Annotated in this window: 21 protein-coding genes; 10 read left to right on the top strand and 11 right to left on the bottom strand. The window is 66.3% G+C overall.

Annotation, left to right across the window (positions count from 1 at the left end; translation table 11 throughout):
- The first annotated feature begins 78 nt into the window (after positions 1-78).
- From CG51_RS04615 to CG51_RS04605, 3 genes are all read left to right on the top strand, one after another.
- Positions 79-534, top strand: coding sequence for an NUDIX domain-containing protein (locus tag CG51_RS04615; protein ID WP_035742443.1), 456 nt, complete (start codon positions 79-81; stop codon positions 532-534).
- A 132-nt stretch (positions 535-666) separates the two neighbouring features.
- Complete coding sequence (locus CG51_RS04610) at positions 667-1,131, top strand: RidA family protein (RefSeq protein ID WP_035742441.1); 465 nt, start codon at positions 667-669, stop codon at positions 1,129-1,131.
- Positions 1,131-1,919, top strand: coding sequence for a glycerophosphodiester phosphodiesterase family protein (locus CG51_RS04605; protein WP_035742910.1), 789 nt, complete (start codon positions 1,131-1,133; stop codon positions 1,917-1,919). The genes CG51_RS04610 and CG51_RS04605 overlap by 1 nt, the downstream gene beginning before the upstream one ends.
- Here the strand turns inward: CG51_RS04605 and CG51_RS19925 are convergent.
- Positions 1,842-2,483 carry a hypothetical protein gene (locus CG51_RS19925; RefSeq protein WP_156961331.1) on the bottom strand — a complete coding sequence of 214 codons (642 nt, stop codon included), beginning with the start codon at positions 2,481-2,483 and terminating at the stop codon, positions 1,842-1,844. The two genes, CG51_RS04605 and CG51_RS19925, sit on opposite strands and share 78 nt — an antisense overlap.
- Positions 2,484-2,837: 354 nt before the next feature.
- On the opposite strand from CG51_RS19925, the gene CG51_RS04600 reads away from it, so the two are divergent.
- The 3 genes from CG51_RS04600 (at position 2,838) to rsmD (ending at position 6,498) form a co-directional block, all read left to right on the top strand.
- Positions 2,838-4,022: a GNAT family N-acetyltransferase gene (locus tag CG51_RS04600; RefSeq protein WP_035742439.1), complete on the top strand. Its 1,185-nt coding sequence runs from the start codon at positions 2,838-2,840 to the stop codon at positions 4,020-4,022.
- A 701-nt stretch (positions 4,023-4,723) separates the two neighbouring features.
- Positions 4,724-5,929, top strand: a complete 1,206-nt coding sequence (locus tag CG51_RS04595; RefSeq protein WP_035742437.1) for an NAD(P)/FAD-dependent oxidoreductase — start codon at positions 4,724-4,726, stop codon at positions 5,927-5,929.
- Complete coding sequence (rsmD, locus tag CG51_RS04590) at positions 5,929-6,498, top strand: 16S rRNA (guanine(966)-N(2))-methyltransferase RsmD (protein ID WP_035742435.1); 570 nt, start codon at positions 5,929-5,931, stop codon at positions 6,496-6,498. Before CG51_RS04595 ends, rsmD begins: the two co-directional genes overlap by 1 nt.
- Before the next feature lie 10 nt (positions 6,499-6,508).
- On the opposite strand, the gene CG51_RS04585 is transcribed toward rsmD, so the two are convergent.
- The 9 genes from CG51_RS04585 to mutM form a co-directional block, all read right to left on the bottom strand.
- A complete protein-coding gene (locus CG51_RS04585) occupies positions 6,509-6,823 on the bottom strand; it encodes a DMT family transporter (protein WP_035742432.1) in 315 nt (104 codons plus the stop codon).
- A 344-nt stretch (positions 6,824-7,167) separates the two neighbouring features.
- The gene (locus tag CG51_RS04580; RefSeq protein ID WP_035742424.1) at positions 7,168-7,794 is read right to left on the bottom strand and encodes an FMN-binding negative transcriptional regulator; all 627 of its coding nucleotides are present in this window, start codon (positions 7,792-7,794) and stop codon (positions 7,168-7,170) included.
- A 280-nt stretch (positions 7,795-8,074) separates the two neighbouring features.
- Entirely contained in the window at positions 8,075-8,518 is a 444-nt protein-coding gene (locus CG51_RS04575; protein WP_035742421.1) for a VOC family protein, read from the bottom strand.
- A complete protein-coding gene (recF, locus tag CG51_RS04570) occupies positions 8,515-9,618 on the bottom strand; it encodes a DNA replication/repair protein RecF (RefSeq protein ID WP_035742418.1) in 1,104 nt (367 codons plus the stop codon). The genes CG51_RS04575 and recF overlap by 4 nt, the downstream gene beginning before the upstream one ends.
- Before the next feature lie 17 nt (positions 9,619-9,635).
- A complete protein-coding gene (gene dnaN / locus CG51_RS04565; RefSeq protein ID WP_035742416.1) occupies positions 9,636-10,754 on the bottom strand; it encodes a DNA polymerase III subunit beta in 1,119 nt (372 codons plus the stop codon).
- 114 nt (positions 10,755-10,868) lie between these two features.
- Positions 10,869-12,329: a chromosomal replication initiator protein DnaA gene (gene dnaA / locus CG51_RS04560; RefSeq protein WP_035742909.1), complete on the bottom strand. Its 1,461-nt coding sequence runs from the start codon at positions 12,327-12,329 to the stop codon at positions 10,869-10,871.
- A 511-nt stretch (positions 12,330-12,840) separates the two neighbouring features.
- A complete protein-coding gene (gene rpsT, locus CG51_RS04555; RefSeq protein ID WP_035742414.1) occupies positions 12,841-13,119 on the bottom strand; it encodes a 30S ribosomal protein S20 in 279 nt (92 codons plus the stop codon).
- Between the two features lie 141 nt (positions 13,120-13,260).
- Positions 13,261-14,037: an enoyl-CoA hydratase gene (locus tag CG51_RS04550; protein WP_035742413.1), complete on the bottom strand. Its 777-nt coding sequence runs from the start codon at positions 14,035-14,037 to the stop codon at positions 13,261-13,263.
- A gap of 64 nt (positions 14,038-14,101) precedes the next feature.
- The gene (gene mutM, locus CG51_RS04545) at positions 14,102-14,953 is read right to left on the bottom strand and encodes a bifunctional DNA-formamidopyrimidine glycosylase/DNA-(apurinic or apyrimidinic site) lyase (RefSeq protein WP_035742412.1); all 852 of its coding nucleotides are present in this window, start codon (positions 14,951-14,953) and stop codon (positions 14,102-14,104) included.
- Positions 14,954-15,025: 72 nt separating this feature from the next.
- Here mutM and ubiE point away from each other — a divergent pair, with 72 nt between their 5' ends.
- The 4 genes from ubiE to pncB are packed head-to-tail and all read left to right on the top strand — an operon-like array spanning position 15,026 to position 19,241.
- Positions 15,026-15,775 (top strand): bifunctional demethylmenaquinone methyltransferase/2-methoxy-6-polyprenyl-1,4-benzoquinol methylase UbiE, encoded by a 750-nt coding sequence (gene ubiE / locus CG51_RS04540; RefSeq protein WP_035742410.1) that lies wholly within the window; start codon positions 15,026-15,028, stop codon positions 15,773-15,775.
- Complete coding sequence (gene ubiB, locus CG51_RS04535; protein ID WP_035742408.1) at positions 15,776-17,305, top strand: 2-polyprenylphenol 6-hydroxylase; 1,530 nt, start codon at positions 15,776-15,778, stop codon at positions 17,303-17,305.
- 33 nt (positions 17,306-17,338) lie between these two features.
- Entirely contained in the window at positions 17,339-17,947 is a 609-nt protein-coding gene (gene pncA, locus CG51_RS04530) for a bifunctional nicotinamidase/pyrazinamidase (protein ID WP_035742405.1), read from the top strand.
- A 1-nt stretch (position 17,948) separates the two neighbouring features.
- Entirely contained in the window at positions 17,949-19,241 is a 1,293-nt protein-coding gene (gene pncB / locus CG51_RS04525) for a nicotinate phosphoribosyltransferase (protein ID WP_035742403.1), read from the top strand.
- 3 nt (positions 19,242-19,244) lie between these two features.
- Here pncB and CG51_RS04520 read toward each other — a convergent pair whose 3' ends face one another.
- On the bottom strand, positions 19,245-20,714 hold the full coding sequence (locus CG51_RS04520; protein WP_035742401.1) for an inorganic phosphate transporter: 1,470 nt from the start codon (positions 20,712-20,714) through the stop codon (positions 19,245-19,247).
- Positions 20,715-20,725 lie beyond the last annotated feature (11 nt).

Here is a 20,725-nt window from a genome sequence, read left to right as displayed (position 1 = left end):
GGTTTCCTTGCGCGTCGCGCCTTGGCATACCGCCCTATATAGGGAACCCGTGCGGGGGACCAAGGGCAAGGATGACCCATGATACGACGGATCGGTGAACCGGTAAGGGCAGATCGGCGTTACACGCTCAGGCCCGGGGCCTATGCAATGCTGGTTCTGGGCGACAGTCTGCTGATGACCTTTCAGGCGGAACCGACGCCGGAACTGCAACTTCCGGGCGGTGGCGTGGATCCGGGCGAATCGCCTGTCCGCGCCCTTCACCGTGAGGTGATGGAGGAAACCGGCTGGACCATCGCCGCCCCCCGCCGTGTCGGGGCCTATCGACGCTTCACCTACATGCCGGAATACGACCGCTGGGCGGAGAAGCTCTGCGCCATCTACATCGCCCGGCCTGTCCTGCGCCGCGGCGAGCCGACGGAGCCGGGGCACACCGCGCTCTGGCTGCCTGTGGCCGATGCCCCGGAGATGGCCGCGAACGCGGGCGAGCGGCTGTTTCTGGAGCAGCTCGCAGCGGGCCTGATTCCGCCCCCCTGATACCCGTTCGACAATGTGCCCTGGCCATCCGACATGCCAAAGGGGGTTCCGCGCTCCGACGCAACCGGATAGCCTCCCGCCCGCAATGCGGCACGCGACAATGGCTGCGCGCCCCGAAGGAAGGAGCCTCTCATGGCCGGAAAGATCGAGACGAAACTCGCCGAACTGGGTGTCACGCTGCCGGAGGCGCCTGTGCCCGCGGCAAACTATGTGCCCTATGTGCTGACCGGCAATCAGGTCTATGTCTCCGGCCAGATCAGCCAGGGACCGGATGGTCTCATCACCGGCAAGCTCGGCGCTGGCCTTGATGTGGCGGCGGGAGCCGCGGCGGCGAAGGCCTGCGCGATCAGCCTGCTGGCGCAGCTGAAGGCGGCCTGCGGCGGCGATCTGGACCGGCTCGTTCGCGTGGTGAAGCTGACCGGCTTCGTCAACTCCACGCCCGAGTTCACCGATCAGCCCAAGGTCATCAACGGCGCCTCCGATTTTCTTGTCGAAGCGCTCGGCGATCAGGGTCGCCATGCCCGCTCCGCCGTGTCGGCAGCCTCGCTCCCGCTTGGCGTCGCGGTAGAGATCGAGGCGATCTTCGAGGTGCGATGATGACGGCAAACCCGCTGCCCCGCGTCGCCCTTCCCGCCGACTTCCTGCGCATTCCCATCGCGCATCGGGGTCTGCACGACATGGCAGAGGGCCGGGCGGAGAACTCGCTCTCCGCCGCGCGGGCGGCGATGGTCGCGGGTTACGGGATCGAGCTGGACCTTCAGCTTTCCGCCGACGGTCAGGCGATGGTGTTCCATGACGAAAAGCTCACCCGCCTGACCCAGCATACCGGCTGGCTGAGGGAGCGGACGGCGGCGGAACTGGGAACCATGCTGCTCAAGGGCGGCACGGACGAGATCCCGACATTTGCCAAACTGCTGGAGGTTGTGGCAGGCCGCGTGCCGCTTCTGGTGGAGATCAAGGACCAGTCCCGCGCCTCCAGTGAGGACGTGGGCGAACTGGAGCAGGCGGCGGCGGCCGCGCTGGAAGGGTATGGCGGTCCGGTGGCGATCATGTCGTTCAACCCGGCTTCCGTCATTGCCTTCGGGGAGCTGCGCCCCGATCTGCCCCGTGGCCTCATCACCTGTTCTTACGACCCGGATGAATGGGACAAGCTCTCTCCAGAAACCTGCGCTCGCCTGCGCGCCATCCCGGATTACGATGCGGCGGGAGCCTCCTTCATCTCCCACCAGCGGTCCGATCTGGGGCGCGCGCGGGTGGCGGAACTGAAGGCGGCCGGCGCGTCGGTCCTGACGTGGACCGTCCGCAGCTCAGAGGAGGAGGCGGAGGCGCGCCGCATCGCCGACAACATCACCTTCGAGGATTATCTGCCCGTCATCCCCTCCTGATGTGTCGCAGTCAAAGGCCATTGCGGCCCGCTCGGTGGGCAGGCCGCGATCGGTCCGATACATGGCGCCGACCTCGACTGTCGACAAGCGGCCTGCGGTGCGGTGCGGTGCGGTGCGGTGCGGTGCGGTGCGGTGCGGTGCGGTGCGGTGCGGTGCGGTGCGGTGCGGTGCGGTGCGGTGCGGTGCGGTGCGGTGCGGTGCGGTGCGGTGCGGTGCGGTGCGGTGCGGTGCGGTGCGGTGCGGTGCGGTGCGGTGCGGTGCGGTGCGGTGCGGTGCGGTGCGGTGCGGTGCGGTGCGGTGCGGTGCGGTGCGGTGCGGTGCGGTGCGGTGCGGTGCGGTGCGGTGCGGTGCGGTGCGGTGCGGTGCGGTGCGGTGCGGTGCGGTGCGGTGCGGTGCGGTGCGGTGCGGTGCGGTGCGGTGCGGTGCGGTGCGGTGCGGTGCGGTGCGGTGCGGTGCGGTGCGGTGCGGTGCGGTGCGGTGCGGTGCGGTGCGGTGCGGTGCGGTGCGGTGCGGTGCGGTGCGGTGCGGTGCGGTGCGGTGAAACGCTGCATGATCTCTACCCATGGTCAATCATTTGCCCGACCGATGCTCGGGGCATCCGGGCGCCGTTTCTGGCCGCCGGGCATTCGCTCGGGGCATTCACACAGCGGTGACAGCGTCCGTTTCCGGCCGGGTTTTCTCCTTTGGTTCATGCGCGCAGCAGTGCCGGGCAGTGGTTACTGAACCCAGACGTTCCGTCATCGCTGCGTCGCCCCCTGCAGCGAGTATGTACGGCAGGGCAAGCCGCGTCGGCGGAACCCAGCGCGGCGCGGCCAGCCGGAACGGCGCCCCGCACCGCCATGGCCGTGACGCTTGACGGACCGGAGCATTGCGCCAGAGTCGGAGCATCCCTCCCCCTGGGGACCGCGTGGAGCGACGATGGAAACCCCGATAGAAGTCACTTTTCATTCGCGCATCGAAGAAATCGGTGCAGTCACATGGGATGCCTGCGCCGCGCCGGAAACCGCGAGCGGCGGTCGACCGACCGACCCGTTCACCACCTACCGCTTCCTCGCGGCGCTGGAGGAATCCCGATCCGTCGGTGGCAACAGCGGCTGGATGCCCCGCCACGCCGTCGTCCGTCATGCGGGAGAAACCGTCGCGGTTGCCCCGCTCTACGTGAAATCCCACAGCCGGGGCGAGTACATCTTCGATTTCGCCTGGGCGGAGGCATGGGAGCGGGCGGGGGGGCGCTATTACCCGAAGCTCCAGATCGCCGTGCCCTTTACCCCGGCGACCGGGCGGCGGTTCCTGACCCGTCCGGGCTTTGAGGAGTTGGGCCGTGCGGGACTTCTGGCCGGAGCCACACAACTCGCCGAGGCGAACCAGCTTTCCTCCCTGCACATCACCTTCTGCACGGCGAAGGAAGCGGAGGCGGGCGCGGCGATGGGGCTTCTTCATCGCGTCACCCAGCAATTCCACTGGGAGAACCCAGGTTATGCGGATTTCGACGCCTTCCTTGCCGAACTTGCCTCCCGCAAGCGCAAGACGATCCGTAAGGAACGCGCGGCGGCGCAGGGTTTCGGTGGAGAGATCGTCGCCCTCACCGGCGATGCCATCGAGCGCGAGCACTGGGACGCCTTCTGGCGCTTCTATCAGGACACCGGCGCGCGCAAGTGGGGCAGCCCCTACCTGACCCGCGCCTTCTTCGACCGGCTCCATGAAACGATGCGGCAGGATATCCTGCTGGTCATGGCCCGGCGGCGCGGAAGCTGGATCGCGGGGGCGCTGAACTTCATCGGGCGCGACACGCTCTATGGCCGCTACTGGGGCGCGTTGGAGGACCATCCCTTCCTGCATTTCGAGGCATGCTATTATCAGGCGATGGACTTCGCCATCGACAATCGACTGGCACGGGTGGAGGCCGGGGCACAGGGGGAGCACAAGCTCGCCCGCGGCTATCTGCCGACCCAGACACATTCCCTGCACTGGATCCGGGACGAGGGCTTCCGCCGCGCCGTGGAGCAGTTCCTGACTGCGGAGCGAGAGGCCGTGTCGGAGGAAATGGATGTGCTGACGAGCTACGGCCCCTTCCGCCACCACCCGGAGGCAGAGCAGCAGTAACCCTCCCCCCATGACGGACGCGGCCTGAGGCGGGCCATACTGCCACCGCTGTCTCCTCCGCCTCCCCTGTTGCGAGGCAGGCCGACCGGCCCTCTCCGCAGGCGGAGGAGCGGGCCGAGCGGCAATGGCGACGTGTGCGCACGCCCCTCCACTCTCGCAAGGCGCATGGCCCCTATTCCCCGGCAGCGAGGGTCTGGATCGTCTGTCGAATAGCGGCTCGCCCCATCCACACCCGTCCGGCACATAATCGCGCGGCAGATCGCGCTCCGAAGCCATGAACGGACGAAGCGCCCGGTCTCAGCTCTTGCCCCAGATCGACGCGAGGACGACCCCGACCTGATGCATGTGCCAGCCTCGCCCGTTGCCGCACATGCGCGCGCAGCGGCGTCGAAGCGGTTCCATCGACCCGTCCCCGCGCAGCTGCCATAGCTCACATGCGCGCGCGTTCGGAGGATGGCACGGTCCTGAGCAACGTCGTCAACCCTCCCGTTGTGGTACATGAACGCGCGGCGGCAGCCTTTCGGCTCATGGCCGTGCGTTCCACTGCCAGATCACGCTCCCCCTCGTCATCACGCGCCCGCGTTGCGCAGGGACTTCGCCGCCGTCTGCCCGGGCCGTGGCGACGGCCTCTTCATCACGCCCCCGCGTTGCGCAGGGCGCAGGCTCTCACTATGGTCGCACCAATCATGGCGGAGGGTTGCATGACGAGGATCGTGGTGGTTGGTGCCGGGCAGGCCGGGGCATCGCTGGTGGCGAAGCTGCGGAGCCTTGGCTTTGCCGGAACGATCACCCTGATCGGCGAGGAACCCGTGCCGCCCTACCAGCGCCCGCCCCTGTCAAAGAAATACCTGCTGGGCGAGATGGAGGAGGAACGGCTCTACCTTCGACCGGCGCAGTTCTACGTGGACAACGACATCGCCCTGCGGCTTGAAACCCGAGTTACCGCCATAGACGCGGCACGGCGGATCGTCACTGCGGGCGGCGAAGAGATCCCCTACGATCAGCTCGTACTGGCCACCGGCGGGCGGGCCCGAGCGCTTCCTTCTTCCGTGGCGGGCCATCGCGACGGCATCCACCTTGTGCGGACGCTCGCGGATGTGGACCGGATGGCGCCGGAATTCACCGCGGGGCGCAGGGCGCTGGTTTTGGGGGGCGGCTATATCGGGCTGGAAGCGGCGGCGGTGGCTGCGCTCCGGGGGCTGGAGGTGACGCTGCTCTCGGCTAACGGACGCATCCTGCGCCGTGTCGCATCGGAAGCGACGGCGGATTACTTCCGCACCCTCCACCAGCGCCACGGCGTCAACATCCGCGAGGGCGTGGGCATCGCCGAGCTTCTGGGAACCCAGCGCGTGACTGGAGCCATCCTCACCGACGGCAGCCGGGTGGAGGCGGATTTCCTCGTGGCGGGCATCGGGTTGGATGCGGCGACGGAACTGGCGTTGTCGGCGGGGCTGACGCTAGACAACGGCATCGCGGTGGACGATTTCGGCCGTACCTCCGATCCGGCGATCTGGGCGGCGGGGGATTGCGCCTCCTTCCCGCTCGCAGGCGTCCGGATCAGGCTGGAAAGTGTCCAGAACGCCATAGATCAGGCAGAGCGCGTGGCGGAGAACATGCTTGGCGCGGCGAAACCCTACGTGCCGGTGCCGTGGTTCTGGTCGGACCAGTACGACGTGAAGCTCCAGATCGCGGGGCTGTCCTCCGGCCACGATCAGGTGCTCGTACGGGGCGCTGGGGAGACGGCGCAATCCCACTGGTACTGGCGGCGCGGGCAGTTCATCGCGGTCGATGCGATGAACGACGCGCGGGGTTACATGGTGGGCAAGCGTCTGCTGGAAGCCGGCCGGAACCCCGACCCGGCGGTGATCGCCGATCCCTCTGCCGATCTGAAGGCGTTGCTGCGCTGATGCGGATCATCGGCGGCAGATTTCGCGGCACCCAGCTTGCCGATGTGGGCGAAGGCGATGCGGCGGCCCACCTGCGCCCCACGACCGACCGGGTGCGGGAGGCGATCTTCAACCTCCTCCAGAACGGCGGCTATGGCGATCCGGTGGCAGGCGTGCGGGTGCTGGACCTGTTTGCCGGAACCGGCGCACTGGGGCTGGAAGCCCTGTCGCGCGGGGCGGCGAAGGTCACGTTCGTCGAGGATGGCGTGAAGGGGCGCGCGCTGATCCGCAGCAACGTGGAAAAGCTGCGGGCGCAAGGGGCGATCGACCTCTACCGGCGCGACGCGACGCGGATGGGACCGAACAGGGGGGAACCATACGGGCTTGTGTTCCTCGACCCGCCCTATGGGATGCTGCTCGGGGAGCAGGCGCTTTCCTCCTGTCGGGACGGGGGCTGGATCGCACAGGACGCCCTGATCATCTGGGAGGAAAGCACTGCTCCTGCACCGCCGCAAGGATTCGAGCAACTCGACCAGCGGCGCTATGGCGATACGATCGTCACCATCCTGCGCGCGCTTCCCGAAGGCTGACGGCGCGCGGTCAGGAAACGAGCTTCAGCCCGATCACCCCTGCGCCGATCATGCCGATGCAAGCGAGCTGCCCGGCGCTCAGCGCCTCGCCATAGATGAGATAGCCGGTCAGGGTGGTGCCGATGATCCCGATGCCACACCAGATGGCGTAGGACAGGCCGATCGGCAGCGTCCGGGCCGCAAGAGCCAGAAAGGCAACGCTCGTCGCCATGGCGACGAGCAGGAGCACTGTCGGCCCCAGCCGGGTGAAACCGTGCGTATGTTTCAAAAGCCCTGCCCAGACGATTTCCGAGGCACCTGCAAGAAATAGATAGAGCCAAGCCATGGCCATTCTCCGTGGTCATGACAGGGTCGTCCCCGTCCGGTGTGCATGGAATGCCGGGCCGTCCCGACAGACGGAGATCTAGACATTCCCCCGGCGGGGTCAAGTGCAGGACGCCGAAGATCGGCCTCCCCTTAGGGATCTGACGCCGGAGAAGGTCGTGCCGACTGCCCCCGGAGCTACGATCACCGAGGCAGGCGCCGTCGATGCTCTCCTTCCCGTCTTCTGTCCCCGTGATTCTGGGCCCGCGCTTCTGTCCACATGATTCGCCTCCCCCATCGCATGGCTGGGGCATGGCGGGAGCTGTTCAGGGAGCGGATAGCCGATGCGCCGACCCGACCGACCGGTCAGGGGAGAGGGACAAGCCTCCCTGCCGCCCTATCGCCGGGACTATCGCTCTGGCTCAGTCCAACCGCCACGCCCTCCCTGTCGGCCGCGCTACGGTTCTGGCTCATCTTGCGCTTGCCCTCCAGGGTGGCGATGGGCAGGCGGAGACCGACGATCCCGCGAAGCTGGGCTCGGATGAACGTCTCCGGCGCGTCGGAAACCGCCCAGGGCGCGGCGCGGTCGGCCTCATGCGAGTTGGTCAACCGGGTCACGACATCCAGCAACCTTTCGGCATCCTCGAAGAACTCCGCCGGCCCGCGCGCATGAACAGTGAGGTAGTTCCATGTCGGCACGACCTTGCCCGTTTCCTGCTTGGTCGCATACCACCCGGGGCTGACATAGGCGTCGGGGCCGGAGAAGATGGCGAGTGTCTCGCCCACCGCTGCAACCCTCCAATGGGGATTGGCCCGCGCGACGTGGCCGTAGAGCGTGCCGAGAGGCCCTTCCTCCGGGTCGAGCCAAAGGGGAAGCGGTGTGCATTCAACCCCTGCCACCGTAGCGGTGACCAGATTGGCAAAGGGCGCGGCCCGCATCAGGGCGCAAAGGGCGCCGCGGTCATCGTCACGAAAGGCGGGCGGCGTGTACATGGCGTTCTCTCCTTCGACACCGGGATAGCGCGGATGGCGCCGCGCGTCACCTGGCCGAAGCGGGTCATCCCCGCCCTCCGCCGCAAGGGCGGTAACAGGTTGCTGAAAAAGTTCAGAATTGCCGTGCCTATATTCTGAGAATCGGGAAATCAGCCCAGAATGACCCGGAAACGTGTGGATTTCCGGCAGGGTTTCACCAGATTGCAGACGATCTCCGCTCCGACGCAGACCTGAAAGCTTTTTCCGAGCAGCCTGTTAACCCCCGCGCGACTGCCGGATCTCAGTCCAGACTGTCGGGGGAGGCGGGCAGCGTCAGGCTGCCATCGTCGTTCAGCGGCCAGAACGGATTATGGGCCAGTTCCCAGACATGCCCGTCTGGATCGGAGAAATATCCCGAATGCCCGCCCCAATCGGTGGCAACGGGGCGTTTGAGCGGCGTGGCCCCCGCTTCCACCGCATCGGCAAAGGCCGCCTCCACCTCCTCCACCGTGGCGAAGTTCTGGGCGAGCGTGATCGCCCCGGTGCCGAGCGGCGACTGCGGGCGGCCCTGATCCGCGGCCAGGTCCGCCAGCCCGAACAGCGCCAGCGCCTGCCCGTGAAGCTGATAGAAGGCGATGCCCTCCTGCTCTTCCACCGGCTTCCAGCCCAGCCGGCCGTAAAAGCCCTTGCTCCGTGCCAGATCGGCGACGCCGAGCGTAACGAGGGTAATCCGTTCGGGGATCATGACATGCTCCTGTGCTGGACGGAGGAGCGGCCCCCCGCCTCTGCCACCGCATAGAAGCTGGCCCGTCCGGCAAGACTTTCAAACAACACGGGATCCGTGCCGGTAAGGAAGGCCTGCGCCCCGAGCGCCACGATCTCCTCCGCGAGCGCGGCGCGGCGTTCCGGATCCAGATGCGCGGCAGCCTCGTCCAGCAGCAGCAGCGGCGGGTGCCCGGTATCCTCCGCGAGCGCCCGGGCATTGGCGAGGATCAGCGACAGCAGGAGCGCCTTCTGCTCCCCGGTGGAGCAGAGCGCGGCCGCCATGCCCTTTTCCCGCCAGATGGCCTCTATATCGGCGCGATGCGGCCCGGTCAGCGTCCGCCCCGCCGCCATGTCGCGCCGTCGGCCCTCCGCGAACTGCCGGGCGAGCGCCACGGCATCGGCTTCCGGCGCACCCTCCGGCTGGGTAAGCATGAGATCCGCAGCGGGAAAGCGCGTTTCGGCCCCCGCCTGCGCAGCAGCGATCCGGGTGAGCGCGGCGATCCGGTTGGCGGTGATCCGGGCCCCGGTCTCCGCCATCTGCGCTTCCAGCGCGTCGTACCAGTAAGGGTCCTGAATCCCGTCGCGAAGCAGGCGGTTCCGCTCCCGCATCGCCTTGTCATAGGCCAGCGATGCCTCCGCATGGTCGGGCTCGAAGCTCATGGCGACCCGGTCGAAGAACCGCCTGCGCCCCTCGGCCCCCTCCGACCACAGCCGATCCATCGCAGGTGTCAGCCAGAGCACCTTCATGAGCCTTGCCAGCGCCACCTGCGGCGCCGCCTTGCCGTCGATCCTCACCTGGCGCGTGCCACCGGCCTCTGCCCAGGTCTCCACCTCATGCGGCAGATCGCCCTGTACGCCCGCGACGACCTTCCAGCCCAGCCGCTCCGGCTGCCGCGCCAGTTCCTCTGGCCCCGCACGGCGCAACCCCCGGCCCGGAGACAGCAGCGACAGCGCTTCCAGCAGGTTGGTCTTGCCCGAGCCGTTGGCTCCCCAGATGGCAACCGGCCGGCCATCGAAGGCCAGCCGGGTCAGCGCATGCGAACGGAAATGCGACAGCAGAAGGCCGGTGACCCATGCCATGGAACGCTGGCGCGGCCCTAGACCCGCATCGGCATGACGACATAGACCGCCGACATGTCGCCGCCCTCGCGCATCAGCGTGGGATCGCCGGAGGAGTTGAACAGGAATACTGCATTCTCCCGGTCCACCTGGCTTGCGATCTCCAGCAGGTACTTGGCGTTGAAGCCGATCTCCAGCCGCTCATCGCCATAGGCTACGGCCAGTTCTTCCTCTGCAGCGCCCGCATCCGGTGCATTGACGGAGAGGACAAGCCGATCTTCGTCGATGCTGAGCTTCACGGCGCGGGACCGTTCGGAGGAAATCGTCGCGACCCTGTCCACCGCCTTGGCGAATTCGGCCGCGTCCACTTCCAGCTTCCGCGTGTTGCCGAGCGGGATGACGCGGGTGTAATCCGGGAAGGTGCCATCGATGACCTTGGAGGTCAGCGTGATCGTCGGCGTGGCAAAGCGCACCTTGGTTTCGGAGACGGAGACGGCGATCTCCATCTCATCCTCGTCCAGCAGCTTGCGAAGCTCGCCCACCGTCTTGCGGGGAACGATCACGCCGGGCATGTTCTCCGCCCCGACAGGCAGGGGCGCGTCGATCCGCGCAAGGCGATGCCCGTCCGTCGCCACGCAGCGCAGCACCGGACCCTCCTCCGAGGTTGCCGTGTGCATATAGACACCGTTCAGATAATAGCGCGTCTCCTCAGTGGAGATCGCGAATTTCGACTTGTCGAACAACCGGCGAAGGACCGCCGCGGTAGCCTTGAAGGAGGAGACATATTCCGACGACGCCATCATCGGAAAATCCTCCTTCGGCAGCGTGGCCAGCGTGAAGGTCGATTTCCCGGCCTGCACCGTCAGCCGCCCCGCGGTCGGATCGTCGGTCAGCGTGACCAGCGCGCCATCGGGCAGCTTGCGCACGATCTCATGCAGCGTGACCGCGGAAACGGTCGTCGTACCCGCGCGGGAGACTTCGGCAGGCGCGCAATCCAGCACCTCTATGTCGAGGTCGGTCGCGCGGAAGCTCACCCGGTCCCCTTCCGCCTCGATCAGCACATTGGCGAGAATCGGGATCGTGTTGCGCCGCTCCACGACCGATTGCGCCTGTCCGACCGCCTTGAGCAGCGCGCCGCGTTCGATGCTGATCTTCATTATCCTGCTCCGTCTGCTGCCGGCGCTGAAGTCACCGGCGCCGGGGCGCCGACCTTAGCCCATGGGAGGCGGCAGACAAGGGGGGGGAAGACCCCGCAGGCGCGAAAAACGCGGTCAGTTCTGGAGCAGGCGGCGGAGCAGGTCCACATCCTCGGAAAGCTGGCGGTCGATCATCACCAGTTCTTCGATCTTGCGGATACCATGCATGATCGTCGTGTGATCCCGTCCACCGAAGCGACGGCCGATTTCCGGCAGCGAGCGGGAGGTGAGCTGCTTGGACAGGAACATCGCCACCTGCCGCGGGCGCGCGATGGTGCGGACGCGCTTGGCCGCGATCATGTCAGCCAGACGGATGTTGTAATATTCCGCCACCTTGCGCTGGATTTCCTCCACCGTGATCTTGCGGTCGTTGGCGCGAAGGATGTCGGCGAGGCAGTCCTGCGTCAGGTCGAGCGTGATCTCCTTGCCGACGAGGCTCGCGAAAGCGAAGAGTCGGGTCAGCGCGCCTTCCAGAACGCGGACGTTCGTCGTGATCCGGTGGGCAAGAAACTCCAGCACACCCGGCGCAAGCTGCACGTTGCCGTAGCGGCCCTGATAGATCTCCGTCTTCTGCTGGAGGATGCCAAGCCGCAATTCGTAATCCGTCGGGTGAACATCGACGACCAGCCCGCATTGCAGGCGCGACTTGATCCGCTCCTCCAGATCCTTGATCTCTCCCGGCGCACGGTCGGCGGAAATCACGATCTGCTTGTTCTGGTCGATCAGCGCGTTGAACGTGTGGAAGAATTCCTCCTGCGTGGAATCCTTGCCCGCGATGAACTGCACGTCATCGACCATCAGCACGTCGACGGAGCGGAACATCTCCTTGAAGTCCATGACCTGCTTCTCACGCAGCGCCTGGATGAAGCGGTACATGAACTGCTCGGCCGAGAGGTAGAGCACCTTCAACTCCGGCCGTTTGGTCTGCAACTCCCAGGCAATGGCGTGCATGAGGTGAGTCTTGCCCAGCCCCACACCACCGTAAAGGAACAGCGGGTTGAACGAGGCAGGCCCACCTTCGGCCACACGCCGCGCGGCGGCATGGGCAAGCTCGTTAGGTTTGCCGACGACGAAGCTGTCGAAGGTGAAGCGGACGTCCAGCGGCGCGCCGGGAAGTTCGCCATCCTCGCTCGCCCGCTGTGCCGGGGAGACATGCTGCGCCGGGGGGGCGGGTTGAGCGACAGGTGCTGAGGAGTAGGCCGGCTGAGGCTCTGGCGGGCGCGGCTGGGGAACCGCCCTCTGCCCCGCGGGCGACGCCTCACCCTGCATCGGCTGGGCGGGCGGCGCGGGACGGCGCGGGGCCACGCGAAACTCGACCCGTGACACGGCCCCCCCGGCAAGGGTGATCTGCTGGCGGATCTGGTCGGCATAATTGCGCGATACCCAGTCCCCCAGAAAGGACGTGGGCACGTGGAACAGCGCAACGCCGTCTTCCACCCCCTCGAATTCCAAAGGTGCGATCCATGTCACGAAGTTGTTGTGCCCCACCGACTGGCGGAGGTTATCGCGGACACGTCCCCAGGTATCGTTCGTCATCATCTCTCCGGCGCGTTTCATCCCGTCCTCGGTCACTCGTCCCGACCGCGAGTCGCGGTACGCCCAACATACAGTCCCGCGAAAAACACCTTCCGGGCCGCCCCCCAAGTTGGAAGGACGGTCCGGCCCCGACGGGCTGCACCAGCAGGTGCCAGTATCGGACAGGCCGGCAACAGAATACCGCCGCGCCGAAAGGCACGGTCAGGCGTTTTTTTCTGCCACCGAACGGAAACCGGTGTCGCGCCCGTTCCATCAAAACCCCAAGCGGCAGCAGGAGCCCGACGGTACACGAACTGGGTTTCCTCAGGTCCCCCCAGGACGATGTGAATCGCACAGCCAAGCTAGCAAGCGGTGCTCACCGGCTGCAACAGAACTTCGACCTTGACTCGGTCTTTGTCGCAGCGAATCCCGACAGTCTCGTAACAGCGCCGCAAAAACGCCACACCCGCTGCGCAAAAAGAAGAGGGGCGCGCCGCAGCACACCCCTCAACTCATTGAAATTCATATATAATCAGGCGTTCTCGGCCACTGCGAGGCCTTTGACCCGCGAGGCAAGACGCGACATCTTGCGGGCAGCGGTGTTCTTGTGCACCACCCCTTTGCTCACCCCACGCGCCAGCTCCGGCTGGGCAAGACGAAGGGCTTCCGCGGCGGCGGTCTGATCGCCGGAAGCGATGGCTTCCTCGACCTTGCGCAGGTAGGTGCGGATCCGCGAGCGGCGGGCCTTGTTCACCGCATAGCGGGCTTCGTTCTGACGGGCGCGTTTCTTGGACTGGGGCGTATTGGCCATTGGGTCTCTATCCTATCGATCTGTCGTTTGATCGCGCAAAGACCCAATCTCCGCCGAAGCGGAACGGAATCATGCCTAAGCGGGCCCACGCGCATGTGGAGGCCGCCTATAAGCGAGTCGGCCCCCAAAGGGAAGGGTGAATCAGCGGTCGCGGAACTGCGGCTGTCGCTTTTCAAGGAATGCGGCCATGCCTTCCTTCTGATCCTCGGTGGAAAACAGCGCGTGGAACACCCGCCGTTCGAACAGCACACCTTCGGCCAGCGTCGTCTCATACGCACGGTTGACAGTCTCCTTGACCGCCATCGTGGTGATGAGCGACTTCTCCGCGATCTTGCGGGCCGTGGCCATCGCCTCGTCCACCAGGCTCTTGGCCGGCACGACGCGGGAGACGAGGCCCGCGCGCTCCGCCTCCGCCGCATCCATGAAGCGGCCCGTCAGGTGCATGTCCATGGACTTCGACTTGCCCACGAAACGCGTCAGGCGCTGTGTCCCGCCGATCCCCGCGATGACGCCGAGGTTGATCTCGGGCTGACCGAACTTCGCCGTCTCCGCCGCGATGATGAAATCGCACATCATGGCCAGTTCGCAGCCCCCCCCCAGCGCATAGCCGGACACAGCCGCGATGATCGGCTTGCGGCAGTTACAGAACCGCTCCGTTTCCGGGGTGAAGAAGTTCTCCGTATACATCTGCACGAAGGTCTTTTCCGACATCTCCTTGATGTCGGCCCCGGCGGCGAAGGCCTTTTCCGAGCCGGTGATGACGATACAACGGATGCGCTCGTCCTTGTCGGCCGCCGTCACGGCCTCCGCCAGTTCGCCAAGCAGTTTCGAGTTCAGCGCGTTCAGCGCCTCCGGCCGGTTGAGCCGGATCAGCTCCACCCCGTCCTCGATCTCGACGATCAGCGTTTCATAGGCCATGCGCCACTCCCAATCCTGATGCTGGCGAGATACCTACCAGCCTGCCCCGACGGATCAAGGGTTCTCAGCGCTGACAGACCGGGCAGAAGAACGACGAGCGCCCCGATTGCACGACCCGCCGTACCGTGCCGGCGCAGCCGGGGCGGAGGCAGGGCAGCCCTTCCCGCCCATAGACACGGAAAGAGTGCTGGAAATAGCCAAGCTCCCCGTCCGCCTGACGATAGTCACGCAGACTCGACCCCCCCGCCTCGATCGCGCGGGCCAGCACGTCGCGGATTGCAGGGACGAGCGAGACGATCTCCGCCTCCGTCATGTCGCGCACCCGCCGCTCGGGCGAAATCCGGGCATCGTGGAGCGCCTCGCAGACGTATATGTTGCCCAGGCCCGCCACGATGCGCTGGTCAAGCAGCGCGGCCTTCACCGGCATCGCCCGGCCCCGCAGGCGCTCTGCCAGATAGGTTTCGCTGAAATCGTTGCCGAACGGCTCCGGTCCCAGACCCGCGAGCAGCGGGTGCGCGGCAAGGTCGGCGGTCGGCCACAGGTCCATCATGCCGAACCGCCGCGAATCGTTGAAGGTGACGCGTGCGCCGTCTTCCATGGTCAGGACGACGTGATCGTGCTTCTCAGCCGCGGGAAGCGCATGGTGAAACACTCCGACCTCGCCCTTCGCGATCAGCATCCGGCCCGACATGCCCAGATGGATCAGCAGCGTCTCCCCCCCCTCCAGATCGGCGAGGATGTATTTCGACCGCCGCCGCAGCGTCTCCACGCGCCGCCCGGTCAGCCGCTCCGCCATCCGCTCGGGCAGCGGCCAGCGAAGATCGGGGCGGTTGACCTCCGCCCGGAGGATGCGCCGCCCCTCCATCACCGGCAGCAATCCGCGGCGAACCGTCTCTACTTCCGGCAGTTCGGGCACTTTCGGCTTCCTCTCCAAGTCGGGGGCGTTATATCGGGCGGGCAGCCAGCGACAATGCACCCGGAGGGAAGCATGGCCCAGAACGACAGCACAACCCATTTCGGCTTCCGCACCGTGGCGGAGGAGGAGAAGGCCGGTCTGGTCCATGGCGTGTTCACCCGCGTCGCCTCCCGCTACGACGTGATGAACGATCTTATGTCTGGCGGCGTCCACCGGCTGTGGAAGAACGCGATGATGGACTGGCTCGCACCCCGGCCCGGTCAGCGACTGCTGGACGTGGCGGGGGGGACGGGCGACATCTCCTTCCGCTTCCTGTCCCGCGCGCGCGGGACGGAGGCAGTGGTGCTCGACATGACCGAATCCATGCTGGTGGAGGGGCGCAAACGGGCGGAGGCCGCCTCCCTCTCCGAGCGGCTGGACTGGGTGACGGGCGATGCTATGGCACTGCCGCTGAAGGACGCATCCTTCGACGTCTACACCATCTCCTTCGGCATCCGTAACGTGACGCGCATTCAGGACGCGCTTTCCGAAGCCTACCGCGTGCTGAAACCCGGCGGGCGGCTGATGGTGCTGGAGTTCAGCCAGATCCCGAACGAGGGGCTGCAATGGCTCTATGACCGATACTCGTTCAACGTGATCCCGGTGATGGGGCAGATCGTGGCGAACGACCGCGACAGTTACCAATATCTGGTCGAGTCGATCCGCAAGTTTCCCAATCAGGAAACCTTTGCCGGGATGATCCGCGACGCGGGGTTCGAGAACGTCAAGTACCGCAATCTGTCCATGGGAATCGCCGCTCTCCATTCGGGGTGGAAGCTCTAGGTGCGGGGGCCGCACAATATCTGGCGCCTGATCCAGACGGGCGCCACGCTGCAACGCGCGGGCGCCATGGGCATGGTGCTGGACGCGATGGATGCGCCGCCGCGGCTCCGGCTGGTGGCGCGGGTGGTGGGCTGGCCGCTGGCGTGGCTGGGCGCGAAGGGCGATCCCTCGCTGCCACCCGCAGCGCGCGCGTTGAACGCGCTGGGACCGGCCTATGTGAAATTCGGCCAGATTCTCTCCACCCGGCCCGATGTGGTCGGCCCGGAAGTGGCGGAGCAGCTTCGTGTCCTGCAGGACAGCCTGCCCCCCTTCTCCACCGGTATCGCCAAGATGACGGTGGAGGAGGAGTTGGGCGCGCCGGTGGATGAGCTGTTCTCCGAATTTTCCGACCCTGTCGCGGCGGCCTCCATCGCGCAGGTTCACCATGCCCGGCGCGCAGATACGGGGGAGGAGGTGGCGGTCAAGGTCACCCGCCCCGGTATCGAACGCGCCTTCCGCCGCGACATCGACGCTTTCTATTTCGCGGCCAGCGTGATCGAGACGCTGTCCCCCGCCTCCCGCCGCCTCCGGCCCTCTGACGTGGTGAGGCATTTCGACGGCGTGGTGACCGGCGAACTGGATCTGCGCTCGGAGGCCGCCTCTGCCGACGAATTCGCGTCGAATACCGCGGGCGATGCGGGCTTCAGGGTTCCCAAGGTGTTCTGGGGCCTGTCCGCGCGCCGGGTGATGACGCTGGGCTGGGCGGACGGCATTCCGCTGGGCGACATCGCCGCCATCGACGCGGCAGGCATCGACCGCAGGGAACTGGGCGAGCGGGTCATCCAGCTTTTCCTGCGTCACGCCCTCCGCGACGGACTGTTCCATGGCGACATGCATCAGGGGAACCTGAAGGTCGCGTTGGACGGCACCCTCATCGCCTATGACTTCGGCATCATGGGGCGGATCGACGAATATACCCGGCGCGTCTATGCGGAGATCCTGTACGGCTTCATCCGGCGCGACTACCGTCGCGTGGCGGAAGTGCATTTCGAGGCAGGCTATGTGCCCCATGACCGTTCGGTGGACGATTTCGCCCGTGCGCTTCGCGCGGTGGGGGAGCCGATCTTCGGCATGGACGCCTCGCGCATCTCCATGGGGCGGCTGCTCGCCTACCTGTTCGACGTGACGGAGCGGTTCGGGATGCAGACACGGACAGAACTCATCCTTCTGCAACGCACCATGGTGGTGACAGAAGGGGTGGCGCGCTCGCTCGAACCCAACATCAACATGTGGCAGGCGGCGAAGCCGGTGGTGGAGGATTATATCCGCCAGAACCTCGGACCGCGGGCCGTTGCGCATGACCTTGCCCGGACGGCACGGGTGATGGCCCGTTTCGGCCCCCGGCTTCCCGGGCTGGTAGAGGACGCGCTGATCCGCCAGTCCGAGCCGCCTCCACCGCAGCCGAAGCCCCAGCGTGTGCATCCGGTGCTGATCGCGCTTTCCGGTGCGGTCATTGCCCTTGCGGGCGTCGCACTTGGCGCCATGCTCTAGGCGCAACGCACCGGGACCGAGGAGGAACGGACCATGACAACCGACAGCAAGGCCCTGATCGTCATCGACGTCCAGAACGATTTCTGCCCCGGGGGGGCGCTGGCCGTGACCGATGGCGATGCGATCATCCCGCGGGTCAACCGCCTGCTGCGTGAATACGGCACCACGGTGCTGACGCAGGACTGGCACCCGGCCGATCATACGTCCTTTGCGAGCTCTCACGCAGGCAAGACACCCTATGAGACGGTGGACCTCGTCTATGGTCCGCAGGTTCTGTGGCCCGACCATTGCGTGCAGGGCAGCGATGGGGCGCGCTTCCACCCGGACCTGGAGACGGATCGGGCCGACCTGATCCTGCGCAAGGGCTTCCGGCGGGAAATCGATAGCTACTCCGCCTTCTTCGAGAACGACCGTATCACGCCCACGGGGCTGGAGGGCTATCTCAGAAGCCGAGGCGTCTCGTCCATCGCGCTGGTGGGGCTGGCGACAGACTTCTGCGTGGCCTATTCGGCGATCGACGGTGCCTCGCTGGGGTTCGAGGTGACGGTTCTGAACGGGGCTTGCCGGGGGATTGACCTCGACGGGTCGCTGGCCCGCGCCATCGACGAGATGCGCGACAAGGGCGTGATACTGGAGGAGTGACATGGCCGACATCGCGACGCGGGTCTATAATCATAAGTGGAAGATCGACCCGATCGTGCGGTCCCTGATCGACACGGACTTCTACAAGCTGCTGATGTGCCAGTCGGTGTTCCGCAACAATCCGGATGCGCGTGTCACCTTCAGTCTGATCAACCGCTCCAAGGATGTGCGCCTGGCGGACCTTATCGATGAAGGCGAACTGCGGGAACAGCTCGACCATATACGCTCGCTGTCGCTCAGCCGGGGCGAGTCAACCTGGCTGCGGGGCAACACCTTCTACGGCAAGCGCCAGATGTTCCGGCCCGATTTCATGGAATGGTTCGAGCACCTTCGACTGCCGCCCTATGAGCTTGAAAAGCGGGACGGTCAGTATGAACTGACCTTCGAAGGCGCCTGGCCAGAGGTCATGCTGTGGGAAATCCCGGCGCTCGCCGTGCTGATGGAACTGCGCTCCCGCGCCGTGCTGGAGACGATGGGCCGGTTCGAGCTTCAGGTGCTCTACGCACGCGCGATGACGAAGATATGGGAAAAGATCGAGCGGCTTCGCGGTGTGCCAAGTCTTCGCATCGCGGATTTCGGCACGCGGCGGCGGCATTCCTTCCTCTGGCAGGACTGGTGCGTGCAGGCGATGAGGGAAGGGCTGGGTCAGACCTTCACCGGCACCTCAAACTGCCTGATCGCGATGCGGCGCGAGGTGGAGGCGATCGGGACGAATGCCCATGAGCTTCCCATGGTCTATGCCGCGCTTGCCCGCGATGATGCCGAATTGGCGCAAGCGCCCTACAAGGTGCTGGCGGACTGGCATGAGGAGCATGACGGCAATCTGCGCATCATCCTGCCCGATACATTCGGCACGAAAGGCTTTCTCGACCATGCGCCGGACTGGCTGGCGAGCTGGACCGGCATCCGCATCGACTCGGGCGATCCAGCGGAGGGCGCTGAAACCGCCATTGCCTGGTGGAAGACGAGGGGCGAAGATCCGCGCGAAAAGCTGGTGATCTTTTCCGATGGCCTGGATGTGGACAAGATTCTGGAGCTTCACGCTCAGTTTGCGGGCCGGGTGAAGGTGAGCTTCGGCTGGGGCACGTTGCTTACCAATGATTTCCGCGGTCTGGTACCCGGCGATGCGCTTGCGCCCTTCAGCCTTGTCTGCAAAGCGGTCTCCGCCAATGGCTATCCAACGGTCAAATTGTCGGACAACCCGAACAAGGCCATGGGGCCGGAGGACGAGATCTCGCGCTACAAGCGGGTGTTCGGCGTTGGCGCGCAGACCCCGCTGGAAGTGATCGTGTGACCGTCAGACAAGGCCCGACAGCCGCGCAAGAGCATAGATAAGCCCCGCAAAGGCGGCGCAGAGCGGGACGGTAACGATCCAGGCGGCGAGGATCGTCAGCACGTGAGACCGGCGGACCAGTCGCCGCCTCCGGGCGACCTCGGGCGGCGCTGCAGCCGAATCGCGCGGCGGCCCGGCCCGGCGCGACTGCCATTCCCGGTAGAATCCGACGCCGAAGACACCGCCCACGGCGATATGGGTTGAACTGACCGGAAGCCCCGCGGCTGAGGCCATGAGCACTGTCATCGCCGTGGAGAGCGCCACGCACCACGACCTGACGGGATTGAGGCGGGTGATCTCGCTTCCCACGATGCGGATGAGGCGGGCGCCGAAGACCACGAGCCCCACGGATAGCCCAGTGGCGCCGAGCAGGATCGTCCAGACCGGGCCACCCGCCTGCGTCTGCTCTTGCCCCAGCGCCTCCACGATAGCCACCAGCGGGCCGATGGCGTTCGACACATCGTTGGAACCATGTGCAAAACACAGCAGGAGCGATGCCATGACGAGCGAGGGGCCAAACAACCTCCGCAGCGACCGGCGCCGGTTCTCTAGCCCGATGGCCGCTCTCCTGACCACGGGCCGGGCGATGAGCCAGGCGAGCCCCCCCAGGATAAGGGAGATCCCCGGCAAAAACGCCGCGGGCACGGAGAGCGCAGGCAGCGCACGAACGAAGACGTAAACACCGAACACGGCGACCATCACGCCGATCAGCACCGGCAGCCAGCGTTGCGCTGCGACGATCTTGTCCTCCCGGTCGGCGATGAGCGCATTCACCAGCGCGAGAAACCCGGCAGCCAGCCCCCCGCCCAGCAGCGGTGACAGCACCCAGCCTACGGCTATCCCGCCAATCTGCGGCCAGTTGACGGCTTCCGGTCCCACCGCGCAGACCCCGGCGCCCGCAACGGCACCAACGATGGCATGGGTGGTGGAGACCGGAGCGCGAAGCCATCCCGCGAGGTTGATCCAGAGAGAAGCCGCCGCCAAGGCCGCGATCATCACCGGGACGATCTGTCGAGGATCGGAAAGCCCCTCCAATGGAATGAGCTTGCCGGAGATCGTCGCCACCACCTCACGACCAGAGATCAGCGCGCCCGCCCCCTCTGCCACGGCTGCGGCGAACAGCGCGGCGCCAAGACCGATTGCCCGCGCACCGACCGCCGGCCCCATGGTATTGCCGATATCATTCGCCCCGATGTTGAGCGCCATGTAACCGGCCAGCACCGCCGCGACGGCCAGAACGGCAATGTCCGACCGCCCTCCCACAGCGACGGCGGCTCCGCCGGCCAAGAGCACGAAAACCACCGCGATCGCGCCGGCGATCAAGGGCCGGGAGACATAGGCGGATGCCACCTCCAGACGACCGAGTCGCTTCAGGTCACGGTCAAGGGTACGCCAGCGATTCGGCGGCTCCGGCGGGCCGTAAGGTCCGATCATGCATCCTCCCC

Origin of the sequence: Haematobacter missouriensis (assembly GCF_000740775.1) — a bacterium.
Taxonomy (GTDB): Bacteria; Pseudomonadota; Alphaproteobacteria; order Rhodobacterales; family Rhodobacteraceae; genus Haematobacter; species Haematobacter missouriensis.
The sequence above is the reverse complement of the archived record's forward strand: the minus strand, read 5'-3'. Positions and strand labels throughout refer to the sequence as shown.